We start from the raw sequence: 17,471 nt of genomic DNA, 5'->3' as shown, positions 1-17,471 counted from the left end.
AATCTTCCTTTGGTTCTGCAACAGGATATTATCCTGTGTGACGTGAATTGTGTACGTTATAGCAGCAGGCCGCAGCCCTTATCTGGTACAGCGGCGCCTCTTGATGGTAGCATATCATGAACTGAAACCCGACTGGTGAGCAAAATAATGACTCCGGATAAAACACTGCCCGATTTTAAAACACTTGATGAACTTTTGCGTCAGCAGGCCGTCGCCATGAGCGCGTCAGAGATGCACGGCCTGATCACGGGTCTGCTCTGCGGCGGTAACACAGATGAGAGCTGGATGGCGCTGATTCATGACCTGACCAACGAAGGCATGGCGTTTTCACAGGTTCTGGCACAGCCGCTGCGCGCTCTCTTTAATACCACATTTGAATTGCTTGATGATACCGAATGTCAGTTTAATTTACTGCTGCCTGATGATGAGGCGGGTGTGTTTGCCCGGGCCGATGAGCTGGCAGGCTGGGTCAATCACTTCTTATTAGGTCTGGGTGTGGCGGATCCGAAATTCAGTGATCGCAAGGAAGTCAAAGAAATTGTGACTGATCTGCGGGAAATCGGCATGCTGGGCTATGATGAGGCAGAAGATGCCGAAGAGCTGGATGACGCGCTGGAAGAAGTGATCGAGTATGTCCGCGTTGCGGTACAACTGTGCTATATCTCACTGGCGAAACCGCGCAACGCACAAAAGGCTGATGCGCCGGAACAGAAACCGACATTACACTGATATATCTGAATCTGTCCGCAGCGGACAATCTGCGGCACACTGAACCATCAGATTTCTGAATCATCACACGTACAAGGAAAGAGGGTATGAATAAACACGAATTTATCTCACGCCGTCAGGCATTGCTGGAAAAAATGGCACCTGCCAGTGCGGCGGTTTTCTTTGCGGCACCCCCGGCACAGCGTAATGCGGACAGTGAGTATCCCTACCGTCAGCACAGTGATTTTCTCTACCTGACCGGCTTCAGTGAGCCGGAGGCGGTACTGGTACTGATTAAAAGTGATGAAACCCATAACCACAGTGTATTGTTTAACCGTGTGCGTGATCTGACCGCAGAAATCTGGTTCGGACGCCGTCTCGGCCAGGACGCGGCACCGGAAAAACTGGGTGTGGATCGCGCTCTGCCGTTTGATGAGATTAATGAACAGCTCTGTCAGCTGCTGAACGGCCTCGATACCCTCTATTTTGCGCAGGGCGAAATGGCGTATGCCGATACTATCGTCTTTAATGCCCTTGACACACTGCGCCGCGGCAGCCGCCGTAACCTTTCTGCGCCGGGCACCATTATTGACTGGCGGCCGATTGTCCATGAAATGCGTCTGTTTAAATCCCCGGCGGAGCTGGACATCATGCGCCGGGCCGGGAAAGTCAGCGCACTGGCACACACCCGCGCGATGGAAAAATGCCGTCCGGGTATGTACGAATACCAGTTACAGGGCGAAATTGAACACGAGTTTGTCAGTAACGGCGCGCGCTTCCCGTCCTATAACACCATTGTCGGCAGCGGCGAGAACGGCTGCATTCTGCATTACACCGAAAACGAATGCCGGATGAAAGACGGCGATTTGGTGCTGATCGACGCGGGATGTGAAATTGAAGGCTATGCCGGGGATATCACCCGCACCTTCCCGGTGAACGGTAAATTCAGCAAAGAACAGCGTGAAATCTATGATCTGGTGCTGGAAACCCTGAATGTCTCTCTTGAACTCTACCGCCCCGGTACTTCCATTGCAGAGGTGACAGATCGCGTGGTGGAAATCATGACGGAAGGGCTGGTAAAACTCGGCTTACTGACCGGGGATGTCCCGCATTTGATCGAGACCAAAGCATACCGCGCCTTTTTCATGCATAGTCTCAGCCACTGGTTAGGATTGGATGTGCATGATGTCGGTCATTACGGTACAGACCGCGACCGTATCCTGGAGCCGGGCATGGTGCTGACCATCGAACCGGGGCTGTATATCGCGCCGGATGCGGATGTGCCGGAGGCATATCGCGGCATTGGTGTCCGTATTGAGGATGATATTGTCATCACGGCGGACGGCAACGAAAACCTGACCGCATCAGTGGTCAAAACCGCAGATGATATTGAAGCGCTGATGGCGCAGGCAAAACAGGCTGAATAATTAATGAGTGTGATAATCACCGGGGGCGGAATGACCGGCGCAACACTGGCGCTGGCGCTTTCCCGCCTCAGTCACGGCAGGCTTCCCGTTGCACTGGCGGAAGCCAGATTACCGGATGACCATCATCCGGGGTTTGATGCGCGGGCGATTGCCCTGGCGTACGGTACCTGTCAGCGGCTGGAAAAAATCGGGCTGTGGTCCGCACTGAAAGCGCATGCGGCGCCGATTACCCGGGTGCATGTGTCTGATCTGGGGCATACCGGCTGTGTGAATATTACCGCCGGTGATTATGATATTGATGCGCTCGGACAGGTGATTGAGCTGTATGATGCCGGGCAAACCTTGTTTGCCGAACTGGCAAAAGCAGAAAATGTCACATTGTATTGTCCTGACAGCGTAAAAAATATTACCCGCACGATGGACTCGGTCAGTGTTCATTTGGACAGCGGCAAAACACTGAACGGGCAGATTCTTATCGCGGCGGATGGCAGTCACTCTGCGGTTGCACAACAATGCGGTATGCAGTGGACGGATACCCCGTATGAGCAGGTGGCGGTGATCGCCAATGTGATGACGGAATTGGATCCTCAGGGGCGGGCGTTTGAGCGTTTTACGCCACAGGGGCCGCTGGCTATGCTGCCGATGACAGAAGGGCGCAGTTCGCTGGTCTGGTGTCACCGTGCAGAGCATGCGGAAGCCGTGCGTGAATGGGATGATGAGACCTTCTGCCGCGAATTGCAGAAAGCCTTTGGCTGGCAGCTGGGTAAAATCGTCACTGCCGGTGCCCGTCACTGTTATCCGCTGACCCTGAGTGCCGCGCACGCTCAGATTTCCCACCGCCTGGCGCTGGTGGGTAACGCTTCGCAGACACTCCATCCAATCGCCGGCCAGGGGTTTAACCTGGGCATGCGTGATGTGATGGCACTGGCGGAGGTTATCAGTCAGGCGTTTTTATCACAGGAAGATATTGGTCAGTACCGTGTGCTGATGCACTATCAGGCCGCCCGCGAGGCTGACCGGCAGGCGACAATGACCCTGACCGACAGCCTGGTGCGCCTTTTCTCCAATCGCTGCTTCCCGCTGGCCGCCGGACGGAATGCCGGTCTGATGGCAATGGAAATGCTGCCGTTTCTGCGCAACCGGCTGGCAAAACAGACACTCGGCTGGGTCGCGCAGCCGCGTAATACCGCCACGGAAAGAGGATAAACAATGCAGTCATATGATGTGGTAATTGCCGGTGGCGGCATGGTCGGGCTGGCACTGGCCTGTGGTCTGCACGGCTGCGGGCTGCGCATTGCCGTGATTGAAAAGCAGGCACCGGATACCCGTTTTGATCCGCAGGCACCGTTTGCTGTCCGGGTCTCCGCCATCAACAGTGCCAGTGAGCGCTTACTGGGGCGGTTGGGTGTCTGGCAGGATATTCTGGCAAAACGCGCAGCACCGTATCAGGGCATGGAAGTGTGGGATAACGACAGCTTTGGTCGTATCGCGTTCAGCGCGGCGGAAGCCCATTGTGAACACCTCGGTCATATCATTGAGAACGATGTGATCCGCAATGCGCTCTGGGAGCGGGTTCAGACACTGTCTGATGTGACGCTGCTCACCGGAACACAAATCCGTCAGGTGGTGTGGGGCGAAAACGATGCCTTTATCACCCTGGAAAATGACGACATGCTCACGACCCGCTTAGTGGCGGGGGCCGACGGGGCAAATTCCTGGCTGCGCCAGCATGCGGATATCCCGGTTTCATTTTGGGATTATGAGCATCACGCGCTGGTCGCCACTATCCGCACAGAACTGCCGCATGAGAATGTGGCGCGTCAGGTTTTCCACGGCGACGGTATCCTGGCATTTCTGCCGCTGCCGGATGCCCATCACTGCTCAATTGTCTGGTCTCTGCCCGGACTGACAGCACAACACTGTCTGGATCTGGATGAGGCTGCGTTTAACCATAAACTGGCAGCGGCGTTTGATCTGCGGCTCGGGCTGTGTGAAGTGGTCAGTGAGCGGCGGGCGATCCCGCTGACCGGGCGCTATGCCCGTCAGTTTGCCGCGCCGCGTCTGGCACTGCTGGGGGATGCGGCTCATACCATTCATCCGCTGGCCGGACAGGGGGTTAACCTCGGTTTTATGGATGTGGCGGAACTGATTGGCGAAATCCGCCGTCTGACCGCGGAAGGCAAAGATATCGGCAACTATTTCTGGCTGCGCCGTTTTGAGCTCCGCCGCAAGCAGAGTGCCGCAATGATGCTGGCCGGGATGCAGGGCTTCCGTGAACTGTTCGACGGCAACAATCCGGTGAAAAAACTGGTCCGTGATGTCGGTCTGGTGCTGGCGGACACACTACCGGGCGTAAAACCGGCTCTGCTGCGCCATGCCCGCGGACTGAGTGATATGCCGGACTGGCTGCGTGAACCGAAACCGGCATCAGCTGAAAAAATCTAATTTAAGGGCTTTTTTCACATTAGTTTTATTCATAATGCACTAAAAATTAACCGGTCGATCAGACCGGTGTTTTAGTGCATTCCCGCCGCTTAATTCAAAACTATCACCTGTTAATGCTTTTTTGCGCCTCAGGGCTCAGAATGGCAGATGAAAAATCTGCATACTGACGGCTCGTATTTTTCCGTCTGCGTACACGGTCACAATTTTTTCTTATGGTTACGTTTGTGATTCGGTGATAACGTCAGGAAAAGGGTATCGTTTGCGCGGTACACGCTGCGCACTATGTCTGACTGAAAGGGGATAGAATGGCACAACACACACCACTGTCCGGTGAGCACGTTGCCTGCGGGGCAAAAATGGTGGATTTCCACGGCTGGATGATGCCGCTGCACTACGGCTCCCAGATCGAAGAGCACCACAATGTCCGCAATGACGCCGGTATGTTCGATGTTTCCCATATGACAATCGTGGACTTTCATGGTCCGCAATGTCAGCAGTTCCTCCGTTATCTTCTCGCCAATGATGTGGCAAAACTCACCGAAAAAGGCAAAGCACTGTACACCGGGATGCTCAATGCGTCCGGCGGTGTGATCGACGATCTTATCGTCTATTACTTTGCGGATGACTTTTACCGGCTGGTGGTGAACTCCGCCACCCGTGAAAAAGATCTGGCGTGGATTGACGAACATCGCAAAAACTTTGCGGCTGAGATGACAGTCCGTGATGATTTGGCGATGATTGCTGTTCAGGGGCCGCATGCCAAAGAAAAAGTCGCGACACTGCTGACTGCGGAACAAAAAGCCGCCGTCGCGGGGATGAAACCGTTTTACGGCGTGCAGAGCGGGGATTATTTCATTGCCACCACCGGGTACACCGGCGAGGAAGGTTATGAAATCGCGCTGCCCGCAGAGCAGGCCGCTGACCTGTGGAAAAAACTGCTGGCAGCCGGAGTGAAACCGGCAGGGTTAGGGGCGCGGGATACCTTACGTCTTGAAGCAGGTATGAATCTTTACAGCCAGGAGATGGATGAAACCATCAATCCGCTGGCGGCGAATATGGGCTGGACGATTGCCTGGCAGCCGGAAGACCGGAAATTTATCGGCCGTGAGGCACTGGAAAAATTCCGCCGTGACGGCACTGAAAAACAGGTCGGACTGGTGATGCGCGAAAAAGGTGTGCTGCGTGCCGGTATGGAAGTCCGCTTTACTGATGAGCTCGGCAAATTACAGACCGGCGTTATCACCAGCGGAACCTTCTCGCCGTCACTGGGGTTCAGTATCGCGCTGGCCCGTGTCCCGCAGGGGATCGGCAATACCGCTATTGTGCAGGTACGCAACCGTGAAGTGCCTGTTGAGGTCGTGAAACCGGGGTTTGTCCGTAACGGCAAAGCCCTGGTCTGAATAACTATTTTTTATTGTTAAATTTTGAGAAACCCGATAACAGGAGCCGTTGGCGATGAGTAATATACCTGAGAATCTGAAATACACAGAAGATCACGAGTGGGTTCGCCATGAGAGTGGTGATGAGTATGTGGCAGGGATCACCGATTACGCGCAGGAACTGCTGGGCGATGTGGTGTTTGTTGAATTACCGGAAGTCGGTGATGAAATCACATTTGGTGAAGCATTCGGTACTGTTGAGTCGGTAAAAGCGGCATCAGATCTGTATGCGCCGGTGACCGGTACCGTTATCGCCGTGAACGAAGCACTGGAAGACAGCCCGGAACTGGTCAACAGCGAGCCGTATGAAGGCGGCTGGATGATCCGCATTAAAATCGCGGATCCGGATGAGTTTGCCGGTCTGATGGACGCAGCCAAATACGCAGAACTGCAGGCTGAAGAACAAGACTGACGGATTGCGGAACCCTGTTTGTGAGCAAACAGGGTTTTTTTTCGGGTTTTTATTGAATCAGACAATGTCAGGAACCGGAGAACGATGACTCAAACGTTAACTCAGCTTGAAAATCGCGGCGAATTTATCCGCCGTCATATCGGCGCATCCCCTGAACAGCAGCTGCATATGCTGAAAACAGTCGGTGCGGCGTCACTTGAAGATCTTACCCGCCATATTGTCCCGGATGATATTCAGCTGGATATCCCGCCTGCCGTGGGTGAAGGGGCAACCGAACAGGATGCGCTGGCAGAACTGAAAACCATTGCCGGGCTGAATCAGCAGTTTACGTCTTACATCGGCCAGGGCTATACACCGACCATTCTGCCGCCGGTAATTTTACGTAATCTGCTGGAAAATCCGGGCTGGTATACCGCGTATACACCGTATCAGCCGGAAATCTCCCAGGGCCGCCTGGAAGCACTGCTGAATTTCCAGCAGGTGACTATCGACCTGACCGGTCTGGAGCTGGCATCCGCCTCACTGCTGGATGAAGCGACCGCAGCAGCGGAAGCGATGGCGATGGCGAAGCGCGTCAGCAAGAAAAAAAATGCCAACCGCTTTTTTATTGCGGATGATGTACATCCGCAAACCCTGGATGTGATCCGCACCCGCGCTGAATACTTCGGTTTTGAACTGACCATCGATAGCGCGGAAAAAGCCCTTGATTACGATGATGTGTTTGGTGTGTTGTTGCAGCAGACCGGCACCGGCGGGCAGATCCATGATTACCGTGACTTACTGGCACAGTTACATCAGCGTCAGGTGATCACCAGTGTGGCAGCCGATATTATGGCGCTGGTCCTGCTGGAAGCACCGGGTAAACAGGGCGCGGATATTGTCTTCGGCTCTGCCCAGCGTTTTGGTGTGCCGATGGGTTACGGCGGCCCGCATGCTGCCTTCTTTGCCTGTCGTGATGCTTACAAACGTGCGATGCCGGGCCGTCTTATCGGGGTATCCATTGATGCCGCCGGTAACCGCGCACTGCGCCTGGCACTGCAAACCCGCGAACAGCATATCCGCCGTGAAAAAGCGAACTCCAATATCTGTACTTCTCAGGTTCTGCTGGCGAATATCGCCGGGATGTATGCGGTCTACCACGGGCCGGAAGGTCTGAAACGGATTGCCGGTCGTATTCACCGCCTGACCGATATACTGGCGAAAGCGCTGACAGATGCGGGTTTGCGTCTGCGTAATACCACCTGGTTTGATACCCTGACGATTGAAGTGCAGGACAAAGCAGCCGTTCTGGCCCGTGCCAAAGCCGCGCGCATCAACCTGCGTACCGATCTGCCGGGTGCCGTTGCGGTCACCCTGAGCGAAACCACACAGCGTGAGTGTCTGGAAAATCTGTACGCGGTACTGACCGGACAGGAAGCACAGTGGGATATCGATGCGCTGGATGTACAGGTTGCCGCATCTTCTGAATCTATTCCTGCCGCGCTGCGCCGCGAAGGGGAAATTCTGAAGCATCCGAACTTCCGCAGCTATCACAGCGAAACGGATATGATGCGCTACCTGCACAGCCTGGCCCGCAAAGACCTGGCGCTGGATCAGGCGATGATCCCGCTCGGCTCCTGCACCATGAAACTGAATGCGGCTGCGGAGATGATCCCGATCACCTGGCCGGAATTCGGTAATATGCACCCGTTCTGCCCGCCGGAGCAGGCGCAGGGCTATCATGTGATGATAGAACAGCTCTCCCGCTGGCTGGTGCTGCTGACCGGTTATGACGCCATGTGTATGCAGCCGAACTCCGGCGCACAGGGGGAATATGCCGGGCTGGTGACTATCCGCCGCTATCAGGAAAGTAAAGGTGAAGGACACCGCACTATTTGTCTGATCCCGCAGTCCGCGCACGGTACTAACCCGGCCTCGGCCAATATGGCGGGGATGGAAGTCGTGGTGGTGGCCTGTGATGAAGACGGTAATATTGACCTAGCGGATTTACGGGCGAAAGCAGAACAGCACAGTGAGAATCTGTCCTGTGTGATGATCACCTATCCGTCCACCCACGGGGTGTATGAAGAAGGTGTGCGGGAAGTCTGTGATATTATTCATGAATTCGGCGGCCAGGTGTATCTGGACGGCGCGAACATGAACGCACAGGTCGGCGTGACCACACCGGGCTTTATCGGCGCGGATGTTTCTCACCTTAACCTGCACAAAACCTTCAGTATTCCGCACGGCGGCGGCGGACCGGGCATGGGGCCGATTGGTGTGAAAAAACACCTCGCACCGTTTGTGCCGGGACACACCATTGTCACTTCTGAGCTGCTGACCTCTCAGGGCGCGGTATCCGCTGCTCCGTTCGGCAGTGCCTCCATTCTGCCGATCAGCTGGATGTATATCCGCATGATGGGTGCTCAGGGGCTGCGTCAGGCCAGTCAGGTCGCGATCCTGAATGCCAACTATATCGCAGCACGGCTGAAATCCGCTTATGATGTGCTTTATACCGGTCGTAACGGCTATGTGGCTCATGAATGTATTCTGGATATCCGTCCGCTGAAAGCGAAGTTTGGTATCACCGAGATGGATATTGCCAAGCGCCTGATTGACTATGGCTTCCATGCACCGACCATGTCGTTCCCGGTCGCCGGCACACTGATGGTTGAGCCGACAGAATCCGAAAGTCAGACGGAGCTGGATCGCTTTATTGATGCCATGCTGAGCATTCGTGCGGAGATGGAGCGGGTCGGCAGCGGCGAGTGGACAGCGGAAGATAACCCGCTGGTGAATGCCCCGCATATCCAGACTGAACTGGCAGCGGAGTGGTCACATCCGTACAGCCGTGAAGTGGCGGTATTCCCGACACAGGCAACGCGTGATAACAAATACTGGCCGACGGTTAAACGGCTGGATGATGTTTACGGTGACCGTCACCTTCAGTGCTCCTGCGCACCGATGAGTGATTACGAGTGACCGGTAAACGATAAAGAAAAGGCCGGTTGTGGTAACACAACCGGCCTTTTTTATCAGTGCAGCCAGCCTTTTTGCTTCGCGGTATCCAGTTCGGCGCGTAACCACGCCCAGAATTCAGGATGCACATCGGCAATAAACTTCGTGCGGTCAATCACCTGTTCCAGTGAAATATTGTTTTCCACCCAGCTCTGACCGTTGTTGTGCAGATTCATCAGCACCGGCATCACGCGGTCGATCATATTGGCGATACGGGCCTCGCGGGTTTCTGCAGCATCATACTCATTCCACAGCGCCTGAAACTCATCCGCCTGCGGCTGCGGCAGCAGACCGAAAATCCGTTTTGCGGCAGCCACTTCTTTTTCCGCAATCGCTTCGCGGGCAGCCAGATCAAAGACCAGCACGTCTCCGGCATCAATTTCCACCACATCATGCAGCAGTGCCATTTTCAGGATGCGCAGCATGTCCGCATCTTCAACATACGGCGCAAACGCCATTGCCGTCATAGCAAAATGCCAGCTGTGTTCAGCGGAGTTTTCCTGACGTTCATTGTTCAGCAGGCGGGTTCTGCGGTAAACGCTTTTGAGCTTATCCAGCTCCATCACAAAGGTGATTAACTGAGAAAAAGGAATGACTTCCTGTGCGGGAACAGCTGATGACATAACAACCTCAATACGGATTTATACAAAATACCCCGGGCGCAGAGACAAGGTATCTCTGCGTCCGGGTATGATGGGAAATCAGGCTTCTTCAGTAAAGGAGTACGGCAGCGGGAAAAGACTCAGGCGGCTTTCTTCATCTTCACGGATACGGAAGACAGCCTCTTCTTCCGTATCATTATTCATCACAATCTGCACCAGCACGCGATCATCACTCAGGCGGACTGCCGCGAGGATAGTCCCGGTGCGGCGCCAGTTTTCACCCAACTGACGCTCAGCGGCATCACCAGCGACCGGCACATGGCGGCTGTGGCCGATAAGTGTGAACATAGCGCGTTTGTTGGCACCGCGAAATTTGGCGCGGGCCACCATTTCCTGCCCGGTATAACAGCCTTTCTTAAAGCAGATACCGCGGGGAAGGGATTGCAGGTTTGTTGCCTGCGGCAGAAATTCACTGACGGTTGCCGCATCAATCACGGCGTAACCGGCTTCAATATCCAGCGCCGTCCACTGGGTGTCACACGCATCCGGCAGAGACAGGGCATCAGATAACGCACCGGCCTGCTCAGCGGTTTGGATCAGAATAAAGCGCCCCTGCGGCAGCGGCAGATACAGCAGCGTGGTGTCATTGTTGCCGACAACCTGAGTGTCCGCATCCGGAACGGTGCTGAAATGCGCCTGTAAGGCGTCTGCCGCTCCGCGACCGGCGATCCCGGTCAGGACTGCACTCTCATCAGCGGCAATCGTCACTTTGGAAAATACCGCGTATTTTTTCAGTTCCGCGAGCTGGGTATCCAGCGCACTGCGGCGGATAAGGTAGGCGTAACCGTCTTTATAATGAAACAGACGCAGATCACTCCACATTTTCCCTTTGGCATCACAATGGGCACACAGCACGTGCTGATCATCAGTCAGAGCGTCGATATCAGCGGTGACCTGTCCCTGAAGATACTTCTGACTGTCCGGGCCGGTGATGGTCACCAGCGCCAGATCACTGAGGGGAATCAGCGTCAGAGGGAGAGAATCACTCAGTTGCGGGCGTAATGCATTTGTTTCTGTGTTCATGATGTTTTACCTGTCCGGAGAGCTGTGCAATGTATGGTAAAAGAGATAACAGACATTGCAAGAGAATATTATTGACCCTTTGTGTGATGCGGCGTATGCGGAGTGACAATGAAATCCTCAGCTGCGGGTTTCATTTATTTTTCCGCCTGAGACGCATTTTTCTCCGGCATGTGCGGCAGACGATTTTCTTTATTGTCAGGGCTTGGTAGGCTACGCTGGTATCATCAGTTATGTTTACCGGTCTGACAAACCGCTTCTTATAAAAAGGATATACCGGTGTTAGATATTGAAAATAAAGCCCGCATCCACTGGGCCTGCCGTCGCGGCATGCGGGAGCTGGATATTGCGATTATGCCGTTTTTTCAGCATGAATATGACACGCTGACCGATGCTCAGAAACAGGACTTTGTGCAGCTGCTGAACTGTCCGGATCCGGATCTGTTTAACTGGCTGATGAATAAAGGCCGCCCGGATGACGAGGCGCTGTATCAGATCATCCGGCTGATTCAGGAACGTAATCAGGCACGGATGGCAGCACAGAACGCAGCGTATTATCCGGACTGACCGGCAGAGAAAGTCATAACCGGTCACAGTTATTTCATAGGAAACCGGGAAGGAATGCCGTATATTTTCCGGCTGACGGACACGGGATAACCGGGTTCTCAGCCGGACAGCGGGTGCTGTCATTGTGTCAGGATACAGGGGGCAGGCCGTGGTTTTGTGGAAATCAGTATTACGTGTCTCATTTAAGACTCAGGTCTTCTCAACACTGATTTATGGTGCGCTGGCGCTGAGTGTGTTATTTGCGCCCTGGCCCGGCAGAACCTCATTTATCTGGCTGCCGCTCACCTTGCTGCTGATTGCTGGCTGGGGGCGGACACAACATAAAATCAGCAAACGTGCCGGTCCCGCCAGTCTGCAGAATCAGAACCGGATTTTATGGCGCAAAAGCGAGTGGGAAATCACCAAACCGCCGTATATCACCCGGCTGGGGATCCGCCTGCATCTGCGCTCACTGACTTCCGGGCGGCAGAAATACCTGTGGATAGCCTCTGACAGTGTCCCGAAAGAGGCATGGAACAGCCTTAATCAGCTGCTTTTACAGTACCCGGATATCTGATCCGCTTACAGCAGTTCCTGCACTTCCTCAAGTACCTGCATGCACCATGTGGCGATACGTTCTTCGCTCTCGTCATACTGATTGACGTCATCAAGTGCCAGGCCGACAAAGTGTTTGCCGTCCGGGGTCAGGGCTTTCGGGCTGGTGAAGGTATAACCGTCCACCGGCCAGTAACCGGCAAATTTCACCCCGGATGATTGCAGCTGCTGATGCAGATAACCCAGTGCGTCCAGGAACCAGTCACTGTAATCCACCTGATCACCCATGCCGTACATGGCGACAATTTTTCCCGATAAATCAAGCTGCGGCAGTTGCTCCCACACTGCCAGCCAGTCTTCCTGGATTTCACCGAAATCCCAGGTCGGAATACCGAGGATCAGCACCGGGTAGCTTTCCATCAGTTGCAGATCTGTCTCTTTCACATCATGGAGTTCAACGAGATCATCACCTAAAATATCACGGATTTTTTCAGCTGCCATTTCGGTATAGCAGGTGCTGGAACCATAAAAAAGACCAATTTTCATCTGTTTATTCTGCTGTGTATCGGGTAAAAAATGAAAGCTTACCGCCTCTGTGCGCTGCTTTCATCACAGGATTACGGTATTGTAACAGAAGATAAGTTAATTCTGACACGGGAATTCAAACGGGAGGTCAGCGGTGAAGGACGCCGTACAACACAGCGAAAGTGATGCACTGACAGAGCAGTTTCTTGATACTATCTGGCTGGAACAGAATTTATCGGAAAACACCCTGGCATCCTACCGCCTGGATTTACAGGCACTGGCGGACTGGCTGGCACCGCAGGATTTGGACTGGTTATCACTGACCACCCTTGATTTGCAGGCTTTTCTGGCAGACAGGCTGGATCGCGGTTACAAAGCGACCAGTTCGGCACGGATGCTCAGTTCGCTGCGCCGGTTTTTCCAGTATTGCTACCGTGAAAAACTGCGGACGGATGATCCGACCATTCAGCTGTCAGCACCCAAACTGCCCGCCCGGCTGCCGAAAGATTTAAGTGAAAGCCAGGTGGATGACCTGCTGGCGGCTCCGGATGTGACCGATCCGCTTGAACTGCGCGACAAAGCCATGCTGGAAGTGCTTTATGCCTGTGGTTTGCGCGTGACAGAACTGGTGTCACTGTCGCTGCCGGATGTCAGTCTGCGCCAGGGCGTGATCCGCGTAATCGGTAAAGGTAATAAAGAGCGCCTGGTGCCGATGGGGGAAGAGGCAGTGTACTGGCTGGAGGTCTATCTGGCACAGGCCAGGCCGTCACTGCTGAACGGGCAGGCCGCAGATGTGCTGTTTCCGAGCAAACTCGGGCGGCAGATGACACGGCAGACATTCTGGCACCGTATTAAACATTATGCGGTGGTGGCGGGAATTGCGACAGAAAAACTCTCGCCCCATGTGCTGCGCCATGCCTTTGCCACGCACCTGCTCAATCACGGGGCCGATCTGCGGGTGGTGCAGATGCTGCTGGGGCACAGTGATTTATCCACCACACAAATTTATACCCATGTCGCGACGGAGCGGTTACGTACGCTGCACCAGCAGCACCATCCGCGCGGCTGATAAGGAAACAGTATGCTGAAAATTGTATCATCCGCACTGGCGCTTCTGCTGGTGTTCAGCCACGGTGCAGCCGCCGGGGAAAGCGAAATCAGGGCGGCACTGGGCAAGATGGATATGACCGCCACCATGATCCGCCCGTCACCGGTACCGGGGGTCTCGGCAGTTGCCACGCCGCAGGGCGTTTTTTATATCAGCGATGACGGCCGTTATCTGCTGCAGGGGCCGATGTTTGATATGAGCGGCAAAACCCCGAAAAACATCACCAATAATGTGCTGCTGGATGAGCTGAACAGCCTGGAAAATGAGATGATCATTTATAAATCTCAGCGCGGCAACCACGTTATTACGGTTTTTACGGATATCACCTGTCCGTACTGCCTGAAATTACATAATGAAAATAAGGCGCTGAATGATAAAGGCATTACGGTCCGTTATCTGGCGTTTCCGCGCAAAGGGCCGGAGTCGGCAGTCGGGCGGGACATGCAGTCTGTCTGGTGTAACGGCTTCAAAACCAAAGCGCTGGATAATGCATTCCGTAATGAGCCTATCCCACAGATAGACAGCTGCAACATTGATATCAGTAAACACTACAATCTCGGCCTGAAATTCGGCATCACCGGTACCCCGGCGATTGTCCTTGAGGACGGAACGCTGATTGCCGGTTACTTATCTGCAGATAAAATTGCTGAATTAGTAAATAAATAATTAATAGTATAATCAGGTTGTTATGATAAAAACAGAACTCCGCCGCCGTGATGCGGCGGATTACACCGCACTGCTTTCTCCCGATCGCCCCGAACTGCTATGCCGCCTGTATGCCGCCAGAGGGATCACCTCTGCGGAGCAACTGGAGCGCGGCGCACGAGGACTGCTTAATTATGGTCAGCTCAACGGGATTGACCAAGCGGTTGTACTGCTGAAAGAAGCACTGCACCAGAATCAGCGGATTGTGATTGTCGGCGATTTTGATGCTGACGGCGCAACCAGCACCGCATTGTCGGTGCGCGCACTGCGCCGGATGGGCTTCCGGCAGGTGGATTTCCTGGTCCCCAACCGTTTTGAGGACGGCTACGGGCTCAGCGCACAGGTGACAGAGCAGGCCCGCCGCAAAGGGGCAGAGCTGATTATGACCGTGGATAACGGCATTTCCTCTCATGACGGTGTCGCCGCTGCGCATGCTGCCGGGATCCGCGTGATTGTGACTGACCACCATCTGCCGGGGGAGATCCTGCCGCCGGCGGAAGCAATCATTAACCCGAATCTGGCGGATTGTGATTTTCTCTCCAAATCCCTCGCCGGTGTCGGCGTAACCTTTTATCTGATGTCCGCGCTGCGGGCATCACTGCGGGCGGATGACTGGTTCGCGCAACAGAATATTGCCGAGCCGAACCTGGCTGAAATGCTGGATCTGGTCGCACTGGGCACGGTGGCGGACGTGGTGCCGCTCGATCAGAATAACCGCATCCTGGTGCATCAGGGGCTGAACCGCATCCGTGCCGGGCGCTGCTGTGCCGGGATCACCGCACTGCTGGAAATCTCCAAACGACAGGCTTCCGGATTGGTGGCGAGTGACCTCGGTTTTGCCCTCGGGCCGCGTCTGAATGCGGCGGGCAGACTGGATGATATGTCAGTCGGTGTTGAACTGCTGCTGACGGATGATATGGCGAAAGCCCGCATGCTGGCGCATGAGCTGGATGGCCTGAACCAGACCCGGCGCGAAATCGAGCAGGGGATGCAGCAGGAAGCGCTGACGCTGTTCAGCAAAATTGAGCATAGCACCACGGAAATGCCATCGGGCATTGCGTTGTATCACCCGGAATGGCATCAGGGTGTGGTCGGTATTCTCGCCTCGCGTATTAAAGAGCGTTATCACCGACCGGTGATTGCCTTTGCCCCCTGCGGCGATGGTCTGCTGAAAGGCTCCGGACGCTCGGTAAGCGGCCTGCATCTGCGGGATGTGCTCGAGCGGCTCGATACCCTTAATCCGGGAATGATGGCGGCATTCGGCGGGCATGCCATGGCGGCCGGGCTTTCGCTGCCGGAATCCTGTTTTCCTGATTTTCAGCATAAATTTGCCGCGCTGGTGGACGATATGATTGACCCCGGGCTGCTGCACGGCGTTATCTGGAGTGACGGCGTGCTGTCACCGCAGGATATGACACTGGAAACCGCCGGCCTGCTGCGCGAAGGCGGGCCGTGGGGGCAGGGGTTCCCGGAGCCGTTGTTTGACGGCACATTCCGGCTGCTGCAACAGCGTATCGTTGGTGAAAAACACCTGAAAGTGATGATTGAACCGGAAGGCGGTGGTCCGCTGCTCGACGGTATCGCCTTTAATGTTGATGTGAATTACTGGCCGGACAACAGTGTGCAGCGGGTTCGTCTCGCCTATAAACTGGATGTGAATGAGTTCCGCGGACAGCGCAGTGTGCAGTTACTGATAGAACATATCTGGCCGGATTAATTTTAGTCCGAAAGAGGGTTGCAATGCTGTCATGATGAGCGGATTTTCGTTACAATATACAGTTCTCACATTATTACCTGACAATCAACAAAAGATAAAAAGACATGTTTGAAATTAACCCGGTAAAAAATCAGATCCAGGATTTGACTGAGCGTACTTCGGTGCTTCGGGGGTATCTTTGACTACGATGCCAAGAAAGAGCGCTTAGAAGAAGTTAACGCCGAGCTGGAACAGCCTGACGTCTGGAACGAACCTGAACGTGCCCAGGCACTCGGTAAGGAACGCGCCTCTCTGGAAGCCATCGTGGAAACCATCGATGACCTTGACCAGGGGCTTGAGGATGTCAGCGGTCTGCTGGAACTCGCCGTCGAAGCCGATGACGAAGAGACCTTTAACGAAGCGGTTGAAGAGCTGAAAGGACTGGAAGACAAACTCGGTCAGCTGGAATTCCGCCGGATGTTCTCCGGTGAATATGACAGCGCTGACTGCTACCTTGACCTCCAGGCCGGTTCCGGCGGTACAGAAGCTCAGGACTGGGCAAGCATGCTGCTGCGTATGTATCTGCGCTGGGCAGAAAGCCGCGGCTTTAAAACCGAAATTATTGAAGAATCTGACGGCGATGTGGCTGGCCTGAAATCGGCAACAGTTAAGATCATGGGCGAATATGCCTACGGATGGCTCCGCACAGAAACCGGCGTTCACCGCCTGGTGCGCAAGAGCCCGTTTGACTCCGGCGGCCGCCGCCATACCTCGTTCAGTTCCGCGTTTATCTATCCGGAAGTGGACGATGACATTGATATTGAAATCAATCCGGCGGATATCCGTATTGACGTTTACCGTGCCTCCGGTGCCGGTGGTCAGCACGTCAACAAAACGGAATCTGCGGTGCGTCTGACCCATATTCCGACCGGTATCGTCACACAGTGCCAGAATGACCGCTCGCAGCATAAGAATAAAGATCAGGCTTTCCGTCAGATGAAAGCAAAACTTTATGAATATGAAATGCAGAAGAAAAACGCCGATAAACAAGAAATGGAAGATAACAAATCCGACATCGGCTGGGGCAGTCAGATCCGTTCTTATGTGCTTGATGATTCCCGTATTAAAGATCTCCGTACCGGTGTGGAAACCCGCAATACGCAGGCTGTATTAGACGGTGATCTGGATAAATTTATTGAGGCCAGCTTAAAAGCGGGTTTATAAGG

16 protein-coding genes are annotated in these 17,471 nt (G+C 54.4%); 13 read left to right on the top strand and 3 right to left on the bottom strand.

Annotated elements, in window-relative coordinates; all coding sequences use genetic code 11:
* Positions 1 to 147 precede the first annotated feature (147 nt).
* The 7 genes from ACF8OF_RS17890 (at position 148) to gcvP (ending at position 9,392) form a co-directional block, all read left to right on the top strand.
* On the top strand, positions 148 to 729 hold the full coding sequence (locus ACF8OF_RS17890; RefSeq protein ID WP_262860716.1) for a YecA family protein: 582 nt from the start codon (positions 148 to 150) through the stop codon (positions 727 to 729).
* Between the two features lie 86 nt (positions 730 to 815).
* On the top strand, positions 816 to 2,135 hold the full coding sequence (gene pepP / locus ACF8OF_RS17885; RefSeq protein WP_279796664.1) for a Xaa-Pro aminopeptidase: 1,320 nt from the start codon (positions 816 to 818) through the stop codon (positions 2,133 to 2,135).
* A gap of 3 nt (positions 2,136 to 2,138) precedes the next feature.
* Positions 2,139 to 3,341 carry a 2-octaprenyl-6-methoxyphenyl hydroxylase gene (gene ubiH / locus ACF8OF_RS17880; protein WP_392497295.1) on the top strand — a complete coding sequence of 401 codons (1,203 nt, stop codon included), beginning with the start codon at positions 2,139 to 2,141 and terminating at the stop codon, positions 3,339 to 3,341.
* Positions 3,342 to 3,344: 3 nt separating this feature from the next.
* Complete coding sequence (ubiI, locus tag ACF8OF_RS17875; RefSeq protein WP_392497294.1) at positions 3,345 to 4,580, top strand: FAD-dependent 2-octaprenylphenol hydroxylase; 1,236 nt, start codon at positions 3,345 to 3,347, stop codon at positions 4,578 to 4,580.
* A gap of 305 nt (positions 4,581 to 4,885) precedes the next feature.
* A complete protein-coding gene (gcvT, locus tag ACF8OF_RS17870; RefSeq protein ID WP_262883359.1) occupies positions 4,886 to 5,980 on the top strand; it encodes a glycine cleavage system aminomethyltransferase GcvT in 1,095 nt (364 codons plus the stop codon).
* Positions 5,981 to 6,035: 55 nt separating this feature from the next.
* Positions 6,036 to 6,431, top strand: coding sequence for a glycine cleavage system protein GcvH (gene gcvH, locus ACF8OF_RS17865; RefSeq protein ID WP_025152813.1), 396 nt, complete (start codon positions 6,036 to 6,038; stop codon positions 6,429 to 6,431).
* A gap of 84 nt (positions 6,432 to 6,515) precedes the next feature.
* The gene (gcvP, locus tag ACF8OF_RS17860; protein WP_392497293.1) at positions 6,516 to 9,392 is read left to right on the top strand and encodes an aminomethyl-transferring glycine dehydrogenase; all 2,877 of its coding nucleotides are present in this window, start codon (positions 6,516 to 6,518) and stop codon (positions 9,390 to 9,392) included.
* Between the two features lie 53 nt (positions 9,393 to 9,445).
* Here gcvP and ACF8OF_RS17855 read toward each other — a convergent pair whose 3' ends face one another.
* On the bottom strand, positions 9,446 to 10,051 hold the full coding sequence (locus tag ACF8OF_RS17855; RefSeq protein ID WP_354620871.1) for an HD domain-containing protein: 606 nt from the start codon (positions 10,049 to 10,051) through the stop codon (positions 9,446 to 9,448).
* A 78-nt stretch (positions 10,052 to 10,129) separates the two neighbouring features.
* On the bottom strand, positions 10,130 to 11,113 hold the full coding sequence (gene ygfZ / locus ACF8OF_RS17850; protein ID WP_279796650.1) for a tRNA-modifying protein YgfZ: 984 nt from the start codon (positions 11,111 to 11,113) through the stop codon (positions 10,130 to 10,132).
* A 276-nt stretch (positions 11,114 to 11,389) separates the two neighbouring features.
* Here ygfZ and sdhE point away from each other — a divergent pair, with 276 nt between their 5' ends.
* Together sdhE and ACF8OF_RS17840 are read left to right on the top strand one after the other, a co-directional pair.
* Complete coding sequence (gene sdhE, locus ACF8OF_RS17845; protein WP_004240904.1) at positions 11,390 to 11,677, top strand: FAD assembly factor SdhE; 288 nt, start codon at positions 11,390 to 11,392, stop codon at positions 11,675 to 11,677.
* A gap of 148 nt (positions 11,678 to 11,825) precedes the next feature.
* On the top strand, positions 11,826 to 12,233 hold the full coding sequence (locus tag ACF8OF_RS17840; protein ID WP_262883363.1) for a protein YgfX: 408 nt from the start codon (positions 11,826 to 11,828) through the stop codon (positions 12,231 to 12,233).
* Between the two features lie 5 nt (positions 12,234 to 12,238).
* On the opposite strand, the gene fldB is transcribed toward ACF8OF_RS17840, so the two are convergent.
* Complete coding sequence (gene fldB / locus ACF8OF_RS17835; RefSeq protein WP_004238332.1) at positions 12,239 to 12,757, bottom strand: flavodoxin FldB; 519 nt, start codon at positions 12,755 to 12,757, stop codon at positions 12,239 to 12,241.
* A 133-nt stretch (positions 12,758 to 12,890) separates the two neighbouring features.
* On the opposite strand from fldB, the gene xerD reads away from it, so the two are divergent.
* The 4 genes from xerD (at position 12,891) to prfB (ending at position 17,469) form a co-directional block, all read left to right on the top strand.
* Entirely contained in the window at positions 12,891 to 13,805 is a 915-nt protein-coding gene (xerD, locus tag ACF8OF_RS17830; RefSeq protein ID WP_262860706.1) for a site-specific tyrosine recombinase XerD, read from the top strand.
* Between the two features lie 12 nt (positions 13,806 to 13,817).
* On the top strand, positions 13,818 to 14,510 hold the full coding sequence (gene dsbC, locus ACF8OF_RS17825; RefSeq protein ID WP_262883365.1) for a bifunctional protein-disulfide isomerase/oxidoreductase DsbC: 693 nt from the start codon (positions 13,818 to 13,820) through the stop codon (positions 14,508 to 14,510).
* Positions 14,511 to 14,532: 22 nt separating this feature from the next.
* Positions 14,533 to 16,266, top strand: a complete 1,734-nt coding sequence (gene recJ / locus ACF8OF_RS17820) for a single-stranded-DNA-specific exonuclease RecJ (protein WP_392497292.1) — start codon at positions 14,533 to 14,535, stop codon at positions 16,264 to 16,266.
* Positions 16,267 to 16,370: 104 nt separating this feature from the next.
* Positions 16,371 to 17,469 (top strand): peptide chain release factor 2 gene (prfB, locus tag ACF8OF_RS17815; RefSeq protein ID WP_096862115.1). Its coding sequence is split into 2 segments (ribosomal slippage): positions 16,371 to 16,445 and positions 16,447 to 17,469, totalling 1,098 coding nucleotides; the frame shifts between segments, so codons are not numbered across the junction.
* Positions 17,470 to 17,471 lie beyond the last annotated feature (2 nt).

The sequence above is a fragment of the Morganella sp. TYF_1 genome (assembly GCF_043105645.1).
GTDB lineage: Bacteria > Pseudomonadota > Gammaproteobacteria > Enterobacterales > Enterobacteriaceae > Morganella > Morganella morganii_B.
This window is presented reverse-complemented; position numbering and strand designations above follow the sequence as displayed.

Bases quoted from the DNA above. Each gene is read 5' to 3' on its own strand.
- ubiH (WP_392497295.1), top strand. From the start codon at position 2,139: ATGAGTGTGATAATCACCGGGGGCGGAATGACCGGCGCAACACTGGCG.
- ACF8OF_RS17855 (WP_354620871.1), bottom strand. From the start codon at position 10,051: ATGTCATCAGCTGTTCCCGCACAGGAAGTCATTCCTTTTTCTCAGTTA.
- gcvH (WP_025152813.1), top strand. From the start codon at position 6,036: ATGAGTAATATACCTGAGAATCTGAAATACACAGAAGATCACGAGTGG.
- fldB (WP_004238332.1), bottom strand. From the start codon at position 12,757: ATGAAAATTGGTCTTTTTTATGGTTCCAGCACCTGCTATACCGAAATG.
- recJ (WP_392497292.1), top strand. From the start codon at position 14,533: ATGATAAAAACAGAACTCCGCCGCCGTGATGCGGCGGATTACACCGCA.
- pepP (WP_279796664.1), top strand. From the start codon at position 816: ATGAATAAACACGAATTTATCTCACGCCGTCAGGCATTGCTGGAAAAA.
- gcvT (WP_262883359.1), top strand. From the start codon at position 4,886: ATGGCACAACACACACCACTGTCCGGTGAGCACGTTGCCTGCGGGGCA.
- dsbC (WP_262883365.1), top strand. From the start codon at position 13,818: ATGCTGAAAATTGTATCATCCGCACTGGCGCTTCTGCTGGTGTTCAGC.
- ACF8OF_RS17890 (WP_262860716.1), top strand. From the start codon at position 148: ATGACTCCGGATAAAACACTGCCCGATTTTAAAACACTTGATGAACTT.
- gcvP (WP_392497293.1), top strand. From the start codon at position 6,516: ATGACTCAAACGTTAACTCAGCTTGAAAATCGCGGCGAATTTATCCGC.
- ygfZ (WP_279796650.1), bottom strand. From the start codon at position 11,113: ATGAACACAGAAACAAATGCATTACGCCCGCAACTGAGTGATTCTCTC.
- ubiI (WP_392497294.1), top strand. From the start codon at position 3,345: ATGCAGTCATATGATGTGGTAATTGCCGGTGGCGGCATGGTCGGGCTG.